We start from the raw sequence: 18,238 nt of genomic DNA, 5'->3' as shown, positions 1-18,238 counted from the left end.
GCCCCTGCGGGGCCCGCGATCAACCAAGGCCGAGGAAATTTCCGGCAGCAGCCTCCGCCGGCTGCCAGGACAGCCGCCGCTCCGCGAGCCACGCGTCACGATAATAGGTGCAGCTGTAGCGCTCGCCGCCATCGCACAGCAGCGTCACCACGCTGCCCTGCTCCCCCGCCGCCGCCATCTCCTCGACAATCTGCATACAGGCCCACAGATTGGTACCGGTCGACCCGCCCACGCTGCGACCGAGCGCCGCGGAGAGCGCGCGCATCGCACCGATGCTGTCGCCGTCCGCCACCGCGATCGCACGATCGATGACGCTGGCGAGGAAGCTGGGCTCGACGCGCGGCCGGCCGATCCCTTCGATACAGCTGGCACAGCCCTGGGGCAGCGTCGCCAGCGTGCGATCGGCGAAATGGCGGTGGAAGATCGAGTCGACCGGATCGGCGACGCATAGCCGGGTCGCGTGCCGCTGGTAGCGCACGAAGCGTCCGATCGTCGCCGAGGTGCCGCCGGTGCCCGCCCCGCACACGATCCAGCTGGGAATCGGAAAACGCTCCTCGGCCATCTGGCTGAAGATGCTTTCGGCGATGTTGTTGTTGCCGCGCCAGTCGGTGGCGCGCTCGGCATAGGTGAACTGGTCGAGATAATGGCCGCCGGTCTCCACCGCGAGCCGCTGGGCGACATCGTAGACGGTGCGCGGATCGTCGACCGCGTGGATCTCGCCGCCGTTGAAGCGGATCGCGTCGAGCTTGGGCGCCGCCGTCGAGGCCGGGACCACGGCGATGAACCGCAGCCCCAGCATCCGCGCGAAATAGGCCTCGCTCACCGCCGTCGACCCCGACGACGCCTCGATCACGCAGCTGCCCGGCCCGATCCATTCGTTGCACAGCGCATAGAGGAACAGCGAGCGGGCGAGCCGATGCTTGAGGCTGCCGGTCGGGTGCGAGCTCTCGTCCTTGAGATACAGGTCGATCCCCGGAAACCGGGGCAGCGGCACATGGATCAGATGGGTATCGGCCGAGCGGTTGAAATCGGCCTCGATCTTGCGCACGGCCTCGTCGAGCCAGGCGCGGCCCGCGCGTCCGGGTGCGTTGTTCATAGGATCGTCCGTACCTGCCATAATTCAGGGAAGAGCACGACGCCGAGCATCCGCTGCAGATAGGCGACGCCGGACGTGCCGCCGGTGCCGCGCTTGAAGCCGATCACCCGCTCGACCGTGGTGAGATGGTTGAAGCGCCAGCGGCGGAAATAGTCTTCGAAATCGACGAGCTTTTCGGCCAGTTCGTAGAGATCCCAATGCGCTTGCGGATCGGCATAGACCTGCGCCCAGGCGGCGACCACCTCGTCGCTGGCGCTGCGCGGATCGCGGAGATCGGCTCGCTCCGGCCCGATCGCGAAGCCGCGGCGGGCGAGCAGCCGCAACGCCTCGTCATAGAGGCTGGGCGCCGCCAGAAGGGCGCGCAGCGCATCCTCCAGATCGGGGCGATGGCCGTGCGGCTTCAGCATCGCGGGATTGCGATTGCCGACGATGAATTCAATCGCGCGATACTGATAGGACTGGAAGCCCGAGGACTGCCCCAGCGACGGGCGGAACTCCGAATATTCGCTGGGCGTCATCGTCCGCAGCACGTCCCAGGCGCCGTTGAGCTGTTCGAAGATCCGCGTCACCCGCGCAAGGTGCTTGAACGCCATGCGGGGCCGGTCTTCGGCGATCGCCATGGTCGCCGCCCGCAGCTCGTGCAGCGCGAGTTTGAGCCATAGCTCGCTGGTCTGGTGCTGGACGATGAACAGCAGCTCGTCATGCGCCTGCGACAAGGGGTGCTGGGCACCCAGGATGCCGTCGAGCCCCAGATAGTCGCCATAGGACATGCGGTCGCGGAAAGCGGTTTCCGCGCCGTCGGTCGCCGGATCGAAGGCTGCCTGCATCAAGCCAGCCCGCGACGCATCAGCAGCGCCTCGATCTCCGGGTCGCGCCCGCGAAAGGCGCGGAAGCTCTCCGCCGCGGGGCGGCTGGCGCCATGTGCCAGCACCTGGGCGCGGAACTGGTCGCCGATTGTCCGGTCGATTCCGCCGGCGGCGACGAATCGCTGGAAGCCGTCGGCCGCAAGCACCTCCGCCCAGAGATAGCTGTAATAACCGGCGGCATAGCCGCCCGCGAAGATATGGCTGAAGGCGTGCGGAAAACGGTGCCATTCGGGCGGGCGGACCACCGCCACTTCCTCGCGCACGATCTCGAGCACCTCCATCGGGTCGCTACCCAGCGTTCCGAGATGGAGCACCAGATCGAACAGCGCGAACTCGATCTGGCGGACGATCGACAGGCCGGACTGGAAACGGCGCGCCGCCAGCAGCTTGTCGAACAACGCCTGGGGCAGCGGCGCGAAGCTCTGGTAATGGCCGGACATGCTGGCCAGCACCGCGCGATCCCAGCCGAAATCCTCCATCAACTGGCTGGGCAGCTCGACCGCGTCCCATTCGAAACCGTTGACCCCGCCGATGTTCGGGCGATCGACCTGCGTGCAGAGATGGTGCAGGCAGTGGCCGGTCTCGTGCAGCAACGTGAGCACGTCGCCATGCGCGAGCAGCGGCGGCACGTCGCCGCCGCGGGGCGCGAAATTGCAGACCAGATAGGCGACCGGCATCGCGACCTCGTCGCCATCCCGCAGCCGGGGGCGCGCATCGGACATCCACGCTCCGCCCCGCTTGCCCGCGCGCGCATGGAGATCGAGATAGAGCCCCGCGAACACCGTGCCGGCCTCGTCCTCGACATCGTAATAAGCGGCGTCCGGATGCCAGAGCGCGATGTCGTCCCGCGCCGTGAGGCGGATGCCGAACAAGCGCTCGAGCAGCGCCCTCCAGCCCTGGAGCACGCAGTCGATCGGGAAATAGGCGCGTACCGCCTGCTCGTCGAGCGCATAGCGCGATACGCGCAGCTGCTCGCCCGCATAGTCGATGTCCCAGGGCTGGAGATCGTCGATGCCGAGCTCGGTGGCGGCGAAGGCGCGCAGCGTGTCGAGTTCGCGTTCGGCGATCGGCCGGGCGCGCTCTGCCAATTCGCGGAGGAAGTCGAGCACGCTCCCCGCATCGGGTGCCATCTTGGTGGCGAGCGACGCGGCGACGGGATCGGCAAAACCGAGCAGCCGCGCGCTTTCGTGCCGCAGCGCCAGGATCCGCGCGATGCGCGGGCCGTTGTCGAACCGGCCGGCATCCGGCCCCTGGTCCGAGGCGCGCGTGCCCGACGCCCGATAGACGCGGGCGCGCAGGTCACGATTCTCGGCGAACGTCAGGATGGCGCGGATGCTGGGAAAGTGCAGGGTCACCAGCCATCCGTCCAAGCCTTTCGCTTCGGCCGCGGCCGCGAACATCGCGCGATCCGCCTTGGACAGCCCAGCGAGCAGGCGCGGATCCGTAACATGCTCGGACCAGTGATCGGTGGCGTCGAGCACCGCACTGCCGAACTCGGTCGCCAGTTGCGACAGCTCGAGCGCGATCTCGCCATAGCGTTGCCGCGCCGCCGGTTCGAGCGCCACGCCGCCCAGGGTGAAATCGCGGATCGCGCGCTCCACTGCCACACGATCGGCCCGGGGCAGCGCGGCGAAGGCCGGCGTCGCGGATAGCGCGACCAGCAGATCGTACAGAGGTCGGTTCTGGTACAGGCGGGTCTCCGACTCCACCAGCCGCCGCATGCCCTCGGCATAGACCGGCCGCAGCGCCGGGCTGTCCGCGACACTGTTCAGGTGCGACACCGCCGACCAGAGCGCCCGGATAGCGCTGTCGGCGCGCTCCAACGGCATCCACAGGCCTTCGAACGTCGTCGGCTTGGTGCGCAGCAGCAGCGCGACCACCATGTCCTGATCGGCGATGACGCGGTCCAGCGTGGGCAGGATCACCTCGGGCGTCAGCGCATCGAAGGGCGGCAATTCGGTCGGACGAGTCAGTGCGGCGAGCGTCATGACAAGGTTCCCTTGATCCACGCGGCGACATCGGCCGAAAACTGGCGGTAGGCCTGGTTCGACGCCTCGAGCTGCGCGACGAAGCGTTTCGCCAGCGCGGGATGGCTGACCTGGAACAGGCCCGGGATTTCGTGCCGTTCGGGAACCCGCGTGCCGTCGCCGTCGGCGATGCCGTTGAGGATGGTCTCGGCCTCTTCCTGATCCCGCGTCGTCCACCCGCTCGCGCGCGACGCCTGGAAGGCGCGCAGCTGGCAGATGGCGCGCAGCAGCTCGACCAGCGCGGAGGCGGAGTTCCCCAGCGGCCAAGCGGCCGCCTCGGCAACCCGACCCAGCGCCGTCAGGTGCGGATCGCCCTCGTCGCCCAGTGTCACCGCCGCCCGACGCAGGCCGCGCCAGGCGGCGGGATCGGCCTGCCCGCCGCGATGTGCATCGAGCAGCGCCTGGAGCGTCGCCTCGGCCTGCGCGGGCCAAGGGCGGGTCGCCTCCAGCATCCAGGCCAGCAGCGCCACATCGGCATCGTCGCCGACCGGTGTCGATGCATCCAGTTTCACCGCCGGCAGCAGCGCGGCCATTGCGTGGCTGGTCATGCCGGCCGGTTTCCGTCTTCCAGGGCGGCATCCAGCATCATCGCCAGGCGGGTGCGAGTCAGCGCGCCGACATGCCGATCGATCGTCTCGCCGCGGCGGACGATCAGCGTCGGCACGCCGCGCACGTCGAACGCCTTCGCGATTTCGGGCGACTGTTCGATGTCGATCTTTGCCACGGCGACCTCGGCGGCATAGGCGGCGGCGATGTCCTCCACCACCGGGGCCATCGCCTTGCAGGGGCCGCACCAGGTCGCGCTGAACACCAGCATCTGCACCCGTTCGCCGGCCGCCGCATCGAGAGGCGCGAGGTCGTCGCCTTGGATCAGGATCAGGGAATTGCTCACAGCAACGTCTTTCACTTGGAGAGGGGGGGGAAGGGTCATGCGGTGCCGCCGCCGACCATCATCTGGTCGATGCGGATGGTCGGCTGGCCCACGCCGACGTCGAGATTCTGGCCCTGCTTGCTGCAGCTGGCGACGCCGTCGTCGAGCGCCAGGTCGTTGCCGATCCTGGAGATGTGCCGCAGCGCCTCATGGCCGACACCGATCAGCGTCGCACCTTCGACCGGCGCGGTGATGCGGCCATTCTCGATCCGCCATGCCTGGGTAGTGCTGAAGTTGAACCTGCCCGTGACGATGTCGACCCGCCCGCCGCCAAAGGCGGTGGCATAAATCCCGTCCCGCACCGAGGCGACGATGTCGGCCGGATCATCCTGCCCGGCGACCAGGAAGGTGTTGGTCATCCGCGGCATCGGCAGATGGGCATAGGATTGGCGGCGACCATTGCCGGTCGGCAGGCCGTTCATCAGCCCGGCGTTCAGCCGGTCCTGCAGCAGCCCGGTCAGGAAGCCGTCTTCGATCAGCGTCGTGCGCGCGCCGGGTACACCTTCGTCGTCGACGCCGAGCGAGCCGATTCGTCCGGGAAGGCTGCCGTCATCGACCACCGTGACGCCCGGCGCGGCGATCCGCTCGCCCATCTTGCCGTCGAACACGGAGAGTTTCTTGCGATGGTGATCGGCTTCCAGGCCGTGCCCGATCGCTTCGTGGAACAGCACGCCGGGATAGCCCGGCCCCAGCACCACCGGCATGGTACCGGTGGGCGCGGGGCGGGCGTCCAGATTGGTCACCGCCATCGTCACTGCCTTGGCGAGCATCGCATCGAGCCGGTCGCCGAGCAGTTCCGCTGCGCCGTGCCGTCCGCCGAGCCCGCCCTGGCCGCGCGCGCGGCGTCCGCCGGACTCGGCGACGACGTCGACGAAGAGCTGCACCATCGGGCGAAGGTCGCTGGCGAACCGCCCGTCGAGATCGGCGACGAGGATCGCCTGGTCGACCACGCGGACGAAAGCGCTGACCTGCACGACCCGCGGGTCCGCCGCCCGCGCCTTCGCGTCGATCGTGCCGAGCAGCGCGATCCAGGTGGCAGCATCGCCTGCCGCGTCGAGATCGATCGGCGGATAGAGCGCATGGTCGGGCGCGCGGGCGGCCAGCGGTACCCGCGCCTCGCCGCCGGACCCGCCGTCGAGACCGCGCACCGCCTCCGCCAGCGTCGCCAGCGCCGCCGGGCGCATATCGGCGGAATGGGCGAACGCCACCTGCCCGCCGCGCGCGACGCGGGCCCCGACGCCCTGGTCGATCTGGAACGATCCACCCGCGACCCGGCCGTTTTCGAGCCGGAAGCTGCGCGAGCGCTTCGATTCGAAGAAGAGATCGGCCAGGTCGATCCCGCCCATCGCCAGCGCGCCCAGGGTCCGCGAGAGATCGGTGGGGTCGAGGTCCGAAGGCGTGAAGATCCGCGCCGCAACCGCTTCGAAATTAAAGGGCGTCGTCATGCCGCGCCTCCGATCTGCAGGCCATCGATCAGCAGCGAGCCGGTGCGGATCGCGCCGTTGCGCTCCACATCGGTGCCGACCGCCAGGACCGCCTTCCACATGTCGCGAAGATTGCCGCCGACGGTCACGTCGGTCACCGCATGCACCGGCACCCCGCTCTCGACCCAGAGGCCGGAGACCGCCTGCGTCCAGTTGCCGGTCACCGGATCGGTCGCGCCGCCCATCATCCGGGTGATTACCAGCCCCTGCCCCATCTGTTGGCAGAGCCCGTCGAAATCGACGCCCGGCAGGCGGCTGCCGAGCCGCAGGTTCCACGGCCCGTCGGCATTGCCGGTCGACACCATCCCCAGCCGCCGCGCGGACCGCGTCCCAAGGAAATAGCCGAGCGCGAGCCCATCGTGCAGGATCGCCCGGCGCTGCCCCGCCACGCCCTCGCTGTCGAAGGCGCCGCTCGCCAGGCCGAAGGGCTCGTGCGGATCCTCGTGCAGTTCCAGATGCTCGGCGGCAACCACCATGCCGAGCGCCCCGGGGAGAAAGGTCCGCTTCTGGTCCTGGGCGCTACCGGTCAGCGCGGTGATCAGGTCGCCGAGCAACGCCGCCGCGATGCGGGGTTCGAGCAGCACCGGGCCGCGATGGCTCGCCACCGCGCGGGCACCCATCTGCCGGGCCGCCCGCGCCGCGGCACGCGCCGCCAGCGTCTCGACCGGGACCAGATTCTCGAAGCGCCGATCGTGGCTGTCGGCGAATTCGTTGCCCGCCCCGTTCGCGTCGCGCGCCAGCGCGACCGCCCAGGCGCTCTGGTTGGAGAATTCCTGGGTACGGCAGAAGCCGGCGCTGGTCGCCAGCGCCGCGACGCTTTCGCTGGTCGAGACGCCCATCGCGACGGTTTCCACCGTGACGCCGGCGGGCACCGTCGCCGCGCGGATCGCCGCGTCGCCTTTCAGGGCCAAGGCCCGCAGCGCGCCCGGATCGCGCCGGGATGGCGCATTGAGCAACGGCAGCGGCACTTCGGTCGCCATGTCGGCCAGCGATGCCGGCAGCCCATCGGGATCTTCCGGCATCAGCGCGGCCAGCGCGAGCGCTTCCTCCGCGGCGCGGCGCACCGAGTCCGGATCGAGCGCGGCGGTCGTCGCGACTCCGACCCGGGCGCCGCGATACAGCCGCAGGGTCAGCGACTGGCGGGCGTCACGCAGCGCGGTATCGATGGCGCCCTGGCGTGCCGTTACCTGCACGGCGGCGGTGGCGCGGGCGGAGACGACCGCATGCTCGGCGCCCAGCCGGCGAGCGGTATCGACAGCGGCCGCGGCGACGGCGCGCATCTGCACGGCATCGGTGGTGAGCAGGCTCATGATACGCGCCCTTCGATCGGGCCGGTGGTGGCGCGGCCGTTATCGATCACCAGCGCATGGTCGTGATAGCGGTGGAGCCGCTCGTCATGCACCACGCTGATCAGCGTCACGTCGGGCAGATACCGGTGGAGCTGTTCGTGGAAATGCTCGGTATTGGCCGGGTCCAGCGCGCTGGTCGCTTCGTCGAGGATCAGCAGCGACGGCCGCTGGAGCAGGATACGGGCCAGCGCGATGCGCTGCTGTTCGCCCGGTGACAGTTCCTCCTGCCACAGGCGCTCGGCGTGCAGATCGTCCCCGAGATGGGCAAGATGGACCTGGTCGAGCAACGCGAAGATTTCGCCGTCTTCATACGTGTCCGCCGGGTCGGGGAAGCAGATCGCCGCCTTGAGCGATCCCATCGGCAGGTACAGCCGCTGCGGCACGAACATCGCGCTGGTGCGATCGGCGAGTGCGACCTGCCCGTCGCCGTCTGGCCACAGCCCGGCAAGCGCGCGGAGCAGCGTGCTCTTGCCCGCGCCCGAGGGCCCGCGGATCACCCAGCGTTCGCCGGGGCGTACCTGCCAGTCGCCGACCTCGACCAGCGGCTCGCCATGCGGGCGCCGCAGCAGCAGGCCCGAGGTGGCGAGCGCGACAACGGCGGGCGCCGCCGTGCTGGTGGTGATCCCCGCCGGCCGCTCATAATCGATCGCCTGATCCAGCGCGCGGATACGCACAACGTACGAGATCTGGGTCGCGATCCGCGGATAGGCCTGCACGAAGAAGCCGAGCCGGGGGGTAAGATTCTGGAATGCGTCGCGCGCGCCCATCACCTGGCCGAAGGTGATCGCACCGGCAAAATAACGGGGGACGAGAACGAACAGCGGAACGATCCCGACAAGGCGATCATGAAGGCCGTTGACCGTATTGAGGCCGATGAGCGACAGGATGACCGACCGCCACCTCCGCCGGATATCGGCGATATGGCCACGCAGCGACGCGCGCTCGATTGGCACTGCGTCGGCAAGCCCGATCTGCGCCCCGTTGCGGCGGACATGGACAAGGTTGGAGCGGAAATCAGCCTCGCGATGCTGCCACCGGACCATCGCGCGGATATAGGGCCGGCCGAGCAGCACGATGGCGACGCCGCCGACCAGTTCATAGGCGACCGCGTACCAGACAGTGCTGCCAGGGATCGACACCGACATGCCAAACGCGGCGAGGTAGAGCGGCGGCGCGGTTTCCAACAGGATGCGAACGATCACCCAGACGCCAACCACGGCGTCGATGGCGCTCAAGAAGATGCCCATCGATCCCACCTCGGGATCGGTGATGAAGCGGATGTCATCGGCAATGCGCTGATCGGGATTGTCGATCATCCGCAGCCGCTCGATCTCGGCATAGCGATTCCGCGACAGCCAGCGATCGACATATGTCTCGGTCAGATACACGCGCCAGTTCAGGCACAGCAGCCGCCGCATCGCCGGCTCGACGACCACCAGCACCATCTGCAGCGCCAGGATGCCGAGAAACGCCAGCATATATCCCGCAAAAGCGGAGACTTGCCGCTGCTCGACGCTGTTGAAGAAGTTCTGCTGCCAGCGATTGGCCAGCAGGAAGACATAGACCCCACTGAACTGGAAGGCGATCTGGACGAGCAGCAACGCCCAGGCCGCCTTCCAATGCTTCGAGGTCCAGTAGCTGGTGTAGAAATGCCATGCGTGCCGCCAGCGCCCGGCGCTCGGCGGGGAGGAGATACCCCCCGTCAGGCGACGGGGGGTATCGGAGGGAGCGGGCTGGGACGGCATGGTCAACGGACCTTCTTCAACGGAAACGATAGCCGAGCGTCAGGCGCCAGGTGCGCGGCTCGCTGAGCGGGACATAGTTGGTGGCGATCGTGACGCCCTGGTTCACGCGATCGAACACGTTGCGCACGCCGAAATTGACGTCGAGCTTGCCGACCGTGAGGAAGGTGTTGAGGTCGACCTGGTTGTTCGGCCCGATCCACACCTTGCCGAGATTGTCGACCGCAGCGCTCGATCGGCCATAGACGCCCGCGCCCAGCCCCGCCGTCACCTGGTCCGCGACGCGGTGGCGATAGGAAGTATAGAGGCTGTACTGGTCGCGCGGCACCAGATTGACGACGGTGCCGACAGCGCCGCCCTTGGGATTGGGGACGAGATAGCTATACTCGGTACGGGTGAAGCTGCCGCTCAGCAGCCAGCCCTTCAGCGGCTCGCCCGACACACTGAGGTCGATCCCCTTGCCCACCTGGCCGGGCAGCGCGATCTGGAAGCCGCGATGCACCGGATCGGCAACGCGGACATTGCTCTGGCGCAGGTTGAAATAGGACGCATTGACCAGCACGCTCTTGTGGAACAGGTCGAGCTTGATGCCACCTTCCGCATTGCGCGTGCGCGTATCCGGCAGGAGGGTCACCCGGGTATAATCGGTCTGGAAGCTCGGGATGAAGCCATAGGCGAGCGAGCCATAGGCCGACAGGTTCGGGGTGATGTCCAGCACCGCACCGAAGCTGGGCGTGGTCGCGCCGTTCGAATGCGTGGTGAGCGTTGGCCGCCCCACCACCTGTGAAATCGCATCGGCATCGGTCTTGCGAACACTCGCCATCAGCGCCAGCTTCCACACCTTGGCCAGATATTGGGCGTAATAGCTCTTCTGCTTGCCCGACACGGTGAAGGAGGGTGCGTAATTGGTCGGCAGCGCCAGCGGCGGGCCGCTCTTGGTGATGAAATTATAGGGGAACATCCGGCCGTCGGACGCCTGATCGGCAGCGACCGCATATTTGTAATACATGCCGCCGACGATGAGCTTATGTTCGATCGGGCCGGTCTTCACCTTGATGCGGACATAGCCGTCGATCGCATCGTTCTTGCTGCGCTGCCTCACGCCGCTGGTGGAAACGAGTAGCAGGCCGGTGGGGTCCAGCACCACGAAGGGCGAAAACTGGCGCAGCAGCAGCGTCGTGTCCTGATGCTGGTAATGCGCCGAGACGGTCAGCCAGGAGGCGACTTCCTGCTTGGCCTGCAGGTCATAGGTGCTCGGCTTGATCTGGATGAACTGGTTCTTGTCGCCCAGGATCGGCTTGCGGCGATCGACCGGATAGGGCTTGTTCGTCTGGGGATTGAAGATCGTATAGGGCGACATGCCCATGACCTGGTTGCCCAGGGTGATGCCGGCGATGATGTCGGTATGCGCGTTCTTGAAGCGCAGCGACGGGGCGAACAGGTAATCGCCATTGCCGCGATAGCCGCCGTAATTGTGATTGGCATCCGCCGCCGTCGCGACGATGCGCGCGCTCAGATGCTTGTCCGCGGTGATCGCGTTGTTCGCGTCGATCGAAACCCGCCCGGAGGTGAAGGAGCCGCCCTCCAGCGACACGTAGAGCCGCTCCTCGGCGCTGGGCTTCTTGGTGACGATGTTGACCGTGCCGCCCAGGCTGTCGCCGCCGAGCAGGATCGCATCGGGGCCCTTCAGCACTTCCAGCCGCTCGACATTGGCCAGCGGCTGGGTGCTGCCCGCGGCGAAGTTGCTGTTCGACGGGGTCGGCAGGCCGTTGATCGCGCCGCCGGTGGAGAAACCGCGGACGGTGTAGGTGGTGCCGCTCTGGACGTTGGCGGTGTTGACCGTCACGCCGCCGGCATTGCGCAGCGCGTCCGGCAGGCTCTGCGCCTGCTGTTCGGCGATCAGCTTGGCGGAGATCACCTGGGTATTGCGCGGCTGGTCGCGCAGCGACTCACCGGTGCGGCTGGAGCTGGTGTCACCGCGGACGAGAACGTTGAGCTCCGCCTCGTCGGGCCGCGCGAGCACCGTGATCTCGTTGGCGACGATAATACGGCCCTTGCGCTCCACCTGGACGCTGACGGCCTGCCCGCGGGTGGCCTCGCGCACCGCGGCGATCGCGTCGTGTGCGCCTTCGACCGGGTTGGAGGTGAGGTCCCGCACCGCATCGGGGTCGATGTCGATGACCGCCCCGGTCTGCTGGCGAATGCTGTCCAGCGCTTGCTGCAGCGGCATGGCCGGCAGCCAGATGCCGCGCTGCTGCGCGATCGCCGTCGTCGGCGCGAGCAGGCCGATGGCAGGCAGCACCACCAAAGCGGCTGCGCTCGACAGGAAAAATCCGCGACTCCCCTGCATGTAGTATCCCTCCCATTTGCGTGCGGCAGGCGACAGGGCCCTGCGAATCGACCAGATTCACAGATGCCGGCGGATCGCCGCTGCACGTTGATGCAGTGAAGCACCCCGACTATTCGGAGCGCTCGGTTGCCGGCCGCGCTCGGCGCGACGGCTGTTTCTTCTGCGGGGTCGAAGGCCTTCGTCTTTTTCGGGAGTTCCCGTTGCGCCGGCTCGTCTCGACCTGGGGAGAAACTGCGCGCAACCCAAGGCGTCATCAAATTGTAAAATCTTATGCCCTCATCCGATTTGCGGATGGGGGGCGCCAATCGCGCGCGCGCCGCGCATCAGCGCGTCGATCAACCAGGCGATCACCGGCTCCCGCGCGCGATAGGGCTGCCATTGCGCGACCAGTTCGGAGGAGGCGTTCAGGAACGGCAAGGTCACCAGCCGCAAGGGCAGGATCGCGGCATTATATTGGGCGAACCAGTCGCTGGCCGTGACGATCAGTTCCGATCCCAGCGCGAGCAGCGGCAGCATCGAATAGAGTCCCGTGCGGATCACGACGTCCCGGCGGGCGAGCACATGCTCCGGGCCATAGGCGCCGAACATCGCGCCCTCGATCTCTTCGGAAGCCGCGCCATGCTGCGCGGCGAGATAGTCGGCCTCGTCCATGCTCAACGCGGTAAAGGGATGCTCCCGCCACACCATGCCGGTCAGCCGGTGGCTGAACAGCGACTGCGAGGACAGATCCGGGTCGACCATCGCATCGGGCACGATCGCCATGTCGACGCCGGCGTCGAACAGGCGGTGGACCGACCCATGGACGAAGGGCACCGTCCGAATCCGAAGGCCGGGCGCGCGTGCCCGCATATTGGGGATGACCCGGCTGAGGAACATGAGCTCGATCGCCTCGGGCGCGGCGATCGTGATCGTCTGGCGGGCAGTGGCGGGATCGAAATCCAGCGTGAGGTTGAAGGTGTCGTCCACCTCGCGCAGGAGCCGCCCGGTGCGCGCGCACAGCGCCTCGCCCAGCGCGGTGCGCAGCTTGCGATCGCCGTAGATCACCAGCTCGTCGCCGAAATGGTCGCGCAGCTGGCGCAGCTTGGCGCTCATGGCCGGCTGGCTGAGCGCGACCGATCGGGCCGCGGCGGTCAGCGTCGGCGCCTCCAGCACCGCGTGGAGCGCATAGAGCAGGTTGATGTTCAGGCGGCGCAGCCTGGTGCCGGTTTCCCCCATGGTTCGATCCCTACTCCAAAGACCCGATATGGCTTGTTCTTTGGCCACCGGATCGCGCGGACCCGCAGCAAGGGGATCGTGCAATCCCCGCCGCCGTCCGGCAAGCCCGGGTCGCTACGGGGGCGAATGCAGGCCGGTGCCCCAATGATCGCCACGCCGAACCTGTCAGAAAGCGATCCGGTCAATCCAAAGCCGGAATCACCAGCGATGTCGGAATCGAACCAATCCAGCATCGCACGATGCTCGTATGCCGCATGACATCAGGCCTGACGGCACCTTCTACATATTTGAATCAGCGTTATTTTTTTACAGCCAGTGCGATTCCGCACCCGACATCCGGGATGCTGTCGAACACTGCGTGGCGTGCCGCCCTTCGCGTCAACCCGCTCGGCATCCGATCGTAAAGAGCACCGTTCCGGCGACCATCCACGCCTGCGCGCGGGGCGCATCCGGAAGACGGACGATTCCCAGCGCGGAACGCCCTCAGTTGTATGCCGCCGATACCGTGAGCACGCCCGTATAGGTGCCGGGCTCGGTCGTGCTCGCGAGAGCCACGCTGCCGCCCACGCGAACCTCCAGAGACCCCGTCGTTTCGGGCGTGCCGCTGAGCACCTGGGCCGCCAGCGCGCCCGTGAGATTGCTCGTCGTGGTGACCAGCAGCGCATGCGTGCCGCTGCTGAGCGTGATCGACGGCGGGATCTGGATCGACAGCGCACGGCCACCCGCGCCCGCGACCGTGAAGCGCGCAGCCTGCGGCGTATCCCCGGCGCTGAGTGCCTGGACACCGTCGCTTACGCTCCGCACGCCGGCCGTGGAGATCGCGACCGACCCGCTGGCCGAAGGTTTCACGATGCTGCCGAACCGCAGGTCTGCGTCCTTGGTGATCGTGAGCGGCTGGACGATCGTCAGCGATCCTGTCGCCGTCTCGGCTGTCTGCGCCATCGCGGCGTGCGGCAGAAGAAGCGCGAGCGCCGGGCATAGTTTGCGGAGTATCATCTACCATTCTCGTTATGACGGCAGCCGATTTTCGGTCTGCCCGCGACCATGAGAAACGCGATAGACGCGCGCCGGTTACAAATGCCTGCGTGAAAATGGTTTATGCGGAAGACCTGTCCGAAAGGGCAACGCCACCCTTGTCAGACGAAATCCGCGTTCACGGTGTAGCGGGTGGTTGCCACGCCCCGCTGCCCCGCGGCGACCGTGATATCCATGCCGAATTGGATAGTGACGACGTTGCCGAGACCCATCGGGTTGAGCTGGAAATTCAGCGTGCTCGCGTCCGCCGGCGGGCCGCCGCTGAAGCTGGTGCCGGTCACCGCGCCGACGCGGAACATCGTGACCGACGCGATGGTGCCGCTCACCTGGGGTGCCATGGTGATGCGGATGTTGCGGACCAGGCACAGGCTCGCCAGGTTGAGCAGCCCGCAGGTCAGCCGCATCGTCGGTGGCGTGACCGGCGCGTTGCTGAGCCGGACGGCGTCACCTGAGATTCGCGTCACCGAGCCGTCCACGCCGATGCGAAACACCGTGGGCATCGTCCCTGCCACGATTTCGCCGAGCGCCGGCGTCGTCGAGGCCGGCAGGGTCACGGTTACCTCGGCGGCGGCGGGGCCCGCGGCAAGGCACCACAACGAAGCGGCGATGCCGCCCAACCTCCTCGAACGTTGCATCATCTGTCGTCAACCCAATGCGCCAGAATGGGTTTCACGCGCAGAAAACCGCCCTCGGCGGGCACGTCGACCGCTTCCGGCGCTTGCAGCGCCAAATGCAACTGCGCCGCCTGGGCAGGCAGCAGGCGTACGAGATAGCGGCCGGGCGGAATCCCGCCGAACACCGCCGTCCCCAGATTGTCAGTCCGCGCAGGGAAGGACGTGCCGCCATGCTCGGCGACCAGCTCGATCGTCACCGCGGTCAGCGGCTGGGTACCATCGGCAGTCGCGACGTGCAGCTTCACTTCCACTTCGCCGGCAGCGCGCAGCGGGATTTCCAGCGGCGTCGTCCGTCCGCGGCGGGGCACCAGCCGGATCGCGCCGGGCATCTCGGCCAGGTACAGTTCGCTGCTCTGCGACACGTCGACGCGGAGCTGGGCGGGCAGCGTATCGCCCAGGTCCTCCGCCAGGACCTGGCCGTGCGCATCGGTCATCACGGTACCCGCTGGGGTGTAGACCTGCACGCCGCCCACCGCCTTCTCGCCCGGCTGCCAATGACCGTCGCCATTGGCATCGAGGAAGGTGCGGATCGCCGCCCGCCCGCTCATACCCACGCTTGTCGGTGCGAGGCCATAGCCCTGCCGCACGGTCTGGGCGAACGCGAAGGTGACTTGCAGCGCCGCCCGCCAGCTGCGCGTGCGAACATCATAGCCCGCGGCCGTCGACAGATCGAAACGCCGGAAGCGATGGCGATACGAGGCGTCCAACCGAAGCCGGGACGGCGGTCCGCTCTGCCGGGACAGGATGAACTGCATGTCGCCCTGCGGCATCGCGATCTGCGTCGACACATAGGCGCTCTCGATGCCTCGCCTGCCGGTGATCCGATAGGCCAGGCCCGTGCGCAGCTGGAGCGCCGCGGCGAGCGGTGTCGAGGTCTCGACCGAGGCGAGGTGCTGGGCCCCGGCGATGCCGCCGCCCCACCCCTGGCGGCTGACCATCACGTTGACATAGCTGGTCCCGACCATGGCGGCGGCGCGCGCATTCGCCTCGATCCGGTGCGTGCCGTCCTGCTGCTCGATGCGTCTCAGATCGAAAGCGATCGGCATCCGCTGCCCCCCGGGCAGCGGCGCGACGAGATCGACCTGCGCCTCGGTTGCGCGCCGCAAGGCCACGCCGCCCGACATCGGATCGCGCGTTTCATCGACGAAGCCGCCGGCATATTCCGCGTGCAGCATCCGCACGCTGACGCCCCGGATGCGGGATCCGGCCAGCAGGCTGGCGGCACGTCCGCCGCGGCTGTCGAGGCCGAGGACGCCATCGAGCGCGGCGCCCGCCAGCATCGCCTTGATCCCGGCGGTCCCGGCAAGGCGTTCCTGACCATACCAGGGGCGAAATCGCGTGAGGCCCGCATGCGCCGTGATCCTGCGGCTCAGGCCGCGATCGACCAGCGCGACCACCCGCAAGGCGTTCCCCGTGCGGGGCCAGGGTCCGTCCTCCATCCGCAGCAGCGGCCGTTCGGGCTGGACCACGCTGAAGCGGATGGCGGTCTGCCCCGGTTGCAGCAACCCGGAACCCAGCTGGAACGACCGGACATCCTCGCGCACCTGCCCCTGCGGGCCATAGAACAGGATGCGGACCTGGTGATCCCCGATGCCGAGCGAAAGATTGTCGAAGCGGTAGCGGCCACCGCTGGCTGCGGCACGCCCCGCGCGGAGCGTGCCGTCGACATAGACTTCGATCTGCTCGCCATCGGCCACATCGCCCTCCAGGACGAGCGGGTGCGAAAAGTCGAAGGACTGGAGTGGCGCGGAGGAATAAAAGATGCCGCGCCCGGGCACGCTCCGCGCGCCGAGCTGGGCATCGGGCGTCGCCACATCGCCGATGGCGACCCGGCTGCCGCCGAGCATGCCGAGCGCGCGATTGTCCGCACTGGTACGCTCCAGGGTGAGCTGGACGTTGGTCGCCCCCGCCGAGTCCAGGCCCACAAAGCCGCGAAACCCCGCAAAAGCGAGATCGCCGGCCGCACGCACGCCCAGCCATCGCGATTGCAGCGCCGCATCGCTGCCGAAGCGTTGCCCGGCATTTACCTCGACCGCAGGGATGCTGAGCAGCCGATAGGGATCCCTGGCCAGCACCGCGGTTTCGGCACGCGCCAGCTGCGACAAGGCGGCGCGGCGCTCGGCGACCTGCCGGTTGCGGACCATCGGCAGCACCCCCATCGGGGTGACCTGCAGCAGCTGCGCGTCGGCAGCGACGCGCAGGCGCACCGGCAGCAGCGTCTCCATGGTCTCCGCGGCCAGATAGATGTCGCCCTTGCGAACGCACGCACCGGGGCCGAGCGCGACCTTGGTCGTGCCCACCTGTGCGGTGCCGGCATCGAGATCAACGGTGACCTGCGTCCGCGGATCGATGGCACCGCTCGCATGCCGGCCATCGGCGGCGACGACGATCCCCAGGTCGAGGATGCGGGCAAACTGGCCAAGCGGCAGCAACGTGCCGCCTGCGCCGGCATACGCATCCATGGTTTCCGCGAGGAGATCGGTATCGGTCCGCACCTCGAGCCAAAGGAGCATGTCCTCCGGCGGGCAGGTGGTCACGCCTGCCGGGCCGCTCGCCTGTGCGCTGGCCATCACGGGCGCGCTGATCGTGGCGAGGAGCAGCCCGCATCCGGCCGCTCGGGCGGGTTTCACGGGATCGTGAGGTTCGCCGAAGCGACCTCGACCGAAGCAGGTGCTTCGCGATTGCTGAAGATCAGCCGTGCGGCCTGGCCCGTCGCCACTGCGGGCGCGGCGAGCTGTACGGTGCGGTGATCCGTCTCCGGATAGAGCGCGATGCCGCGCATGCTGCCGAGCACGCGCTGATCGCGCCCGCGGCCGGACACCAGCTCGACATCGCCATACACCGATCCCGGACCGTCACGGACCAGGTCGAACGTCAGCATCGCGCCCGCGGACGTGCCACTGCGCGCAACCTGGAGCTTCTCGATATGCGCGGAAGCAGCCTTTGCATTGGTCCGCACCACGATCGGGATGCTGACACTGAACAGCGTCGAGATCTGCACCGCAACGCCATTTGCCACGCCATTGTCGAGGCGCGCGATCTTCGCCTCGGCGTCGACCGATGGCAAGGCGGTGATCGCCAGATGGCTGCGCAGCTCGCCCGCTGCCTCGGGCGGCCGCACCCGGATCCGTACTGCCTGGCTCTGCTGCGGGCCGAGCAGGACCCGGCGCGGCGTGAATTCCAGCACGTCGCGTGCCGAATGCTCTGGCGCGGCCGCATCGGCAGCCACTGGCCGGATGACGCCGTCGCTGGACATCGTCATGTCGACCAGGTCGATCCGGAACGCGGCGGGCACGCTGCCGCGGTTGAACAGGTAGATGGTCGCCGTCCGCGACGTACCGTCGAACACGACGCGGTGGTGCGACAGGCCGAGATTCCCGGCCTGCGCCGCAGCCGGCGACGCCGCCAGCAGCATTGCCGCCCCCACCACGAGGCTGCTCAGCCCCAACGCCCCGGAAGCCCGCAGCAT

The 18,238-nt window shown here is 68.1% G+C and carries 14 protein-coding genes; all 14 read right to left on the bottom strand.

Annotated elements, in window-relative coordinates; all coding sequences use genetic code 11:
* Positions 1-19: 19 nt before the first annotated feature.
* Positions 20-1,096, bottom strand: a complete 1,077-nt coding sequence (locus tag A7X12_RS11200; protein ID WP_064311697.1) for a PLP-dependent cysteine synthase family protein — start codon at positions 1,094-1,096, stop codon at positions 20-22.
* On the bottom strand, positions 1,093-1,923 hold the full coding sequence (gene kynA / locus A7X12_RS11195) for a tryptophan 2,3-dioxygenase (RefSeq protein WP_064311696.1): 831 nt from the start codon (positions 1,921-1,923) through the stop codon (positions 1,093-1,095). Before kynA ends, A7X12_RS11200 begins: the two co-directional genes overlap by 4 nt.
* Entirely contained in the window at positions 1,923-3,950 is a 2,028-nt protein-coding gene (locus tag A7X12_RS11190) for a M3 family metallopeptidase (RefSeq protein ID WP_064311695.1), read from the bottom strand. The genes kynA and A7X12_RS11190 overlap by 1 nt, the downstream gene beginning before the upstream one ends.
* Positions 3,947-4,537: a hypothetical protein gene (locus tag A7X12_RS11185; protein ID WP_064311694.1), complete on the bottom strand. Its 591-nt coding sequence runs from the start codon at positions 4,535-4,537 to the stop codon at positions 3,947-3,949. Before A7X12_RS11185 ends, A7X12_RS11190 begins: the two co-directional genes overlap by 4 nt.
* A complete protein-coding gene (locus tag A7X12_RS11180; RefSeq protein WP_198161998.1) occupies positions 4,534-4,881 on the bottom strand; it encodes a thioredoxin family protein in 348 nt (115 codons plus the stop codon). The genes A7X12_RS11185 and A7X12_RS11180 overlap by 4 nt, the downstream gene beginning before the upstream one ends.
* A gap of 35 nt (positions 4,882-4,916) precedes the next feature.
* Positions 4,917-6,365, bottom strand: a complete 1,449-nt coding sequence (locus A7X12_RS11175; protein WP_064311693.1) for a metallopeptidase TldD-related protein — start codon at positions 6,363-6,365, stop codon at positions 4,917-4,919.
* On the bottom strand, positions 6,362-7,714 hold the full coding sequence (locus A7X12_RS11170) for a TldD/PmbA family protein (protein ID WP_064311692.1): 1,353 nt from the start codon (positions 7,712-7,714) through the stop codon (positions 6,362-6,364). The genes A7X12_RS11175 and A7X12_RS11170 overlap by 4 nt, the downstream gene beginning before the upstream one ends.
* Entirely contained in the window at positions 7,711-9,498 is a 1,788-nt protein-coding gene (locus A7X12_RS11165) for an ABC transporter ATP-binding protein/permease (RefSeq protein ID WP_064311691.1), read from the bottom strand. Before A7X12_RS11165 ends, A7X12_RS11170 begins: the two co-directional genes overlap by 4 nt.
* 16 nt (positions 9,499-9,514) lie before the next feature.
* Positions 9,515-11,845, bottom strand: coding sequence for a TonB-dependent siderophore receptor (locus A7X12_RS11160; protein ID WP_084445350.1), 2,331 nt, complete (start codon positions 11,843-11,845; stop codon positions 9,515-9,517).
* A gap of 276 nt (positions 11,846-12,121) precedes the next feature.
* Positions 12,122-13,060, bottom strand: coding sequence for a LysR family transcriptional regulator (locus A7X12_RS11155; RefSeq protein WP_064311689.1), 939 nt, complete (start codon positions 13,058-13,060; stop codon positions 12,122-12,124).
* A gap of 483 nt (positions 13,061-13,543) precedes the next feature.
* Positions 13,544-14,056, bottom strand: a complete 513-nt coding sequence (locus A7X12_RS11150; RefSeq protein WP_064311688.1) for a DUF4402 domain-containing protein — start codon at positions 14,054-14,056, stop codon at positions 13,544-13,546.
* Positions 14,057-14,196: 140 nt separating this feature from the next.
* Positions 14,197-14,733: a hypothetical protein gene (locus tag A7X12_RS11145; RefSeq protein WP_157105573.1), complete on the bottom strand. Its 537-nt coding sequence runs from the start codon at positions 14,731-14,733 to the stop codon at positions 14,197-14,199.
* Positions 14,730-17,399: a carboxypeptidase-like regulatory domain-containing protein gene (locus A7X12_RS11140; protein WP_064311686.1), complete on the bottom strand. Its 2,670-nt coding sequence runs from the start codon at positions 17,397-17,399 to the stop codon at positions 14,730-14,732. Before A7X12_RS11140 ends, A7X12_RS11145 begins: the two co-directional genes overlap by 4 nt.
* Positions 17,396-18,238: a hypothetical protein gene (locus A7X12_RS11135; RefSeq protein ID WP_064311685.1), complete on the bottom strand. Its 843-nt coding sequence runs from the start codon at positions 18,236-18,238 to the stop codon at positions 17,396-17,398. The genes A7X12_RS11140 and A7X12_RS11135 overlap by 4 nt, the downstream gene beginning before the upstream one ends.

Source organism: Sphingomonas sp. TDK1 (genome assembly GCF_001650735.1).
Taxonomy (GTDB): Bacteria; Pseudomonadota; Alphaproteobacteria; order Sphingomonadales; family Sphingomonadaceae; genus Sphingomonas.
Note: the sequence above shows the minus strand (reverse complement) of the source record. Positions and strands in the feature narration are given on the sequence as shown.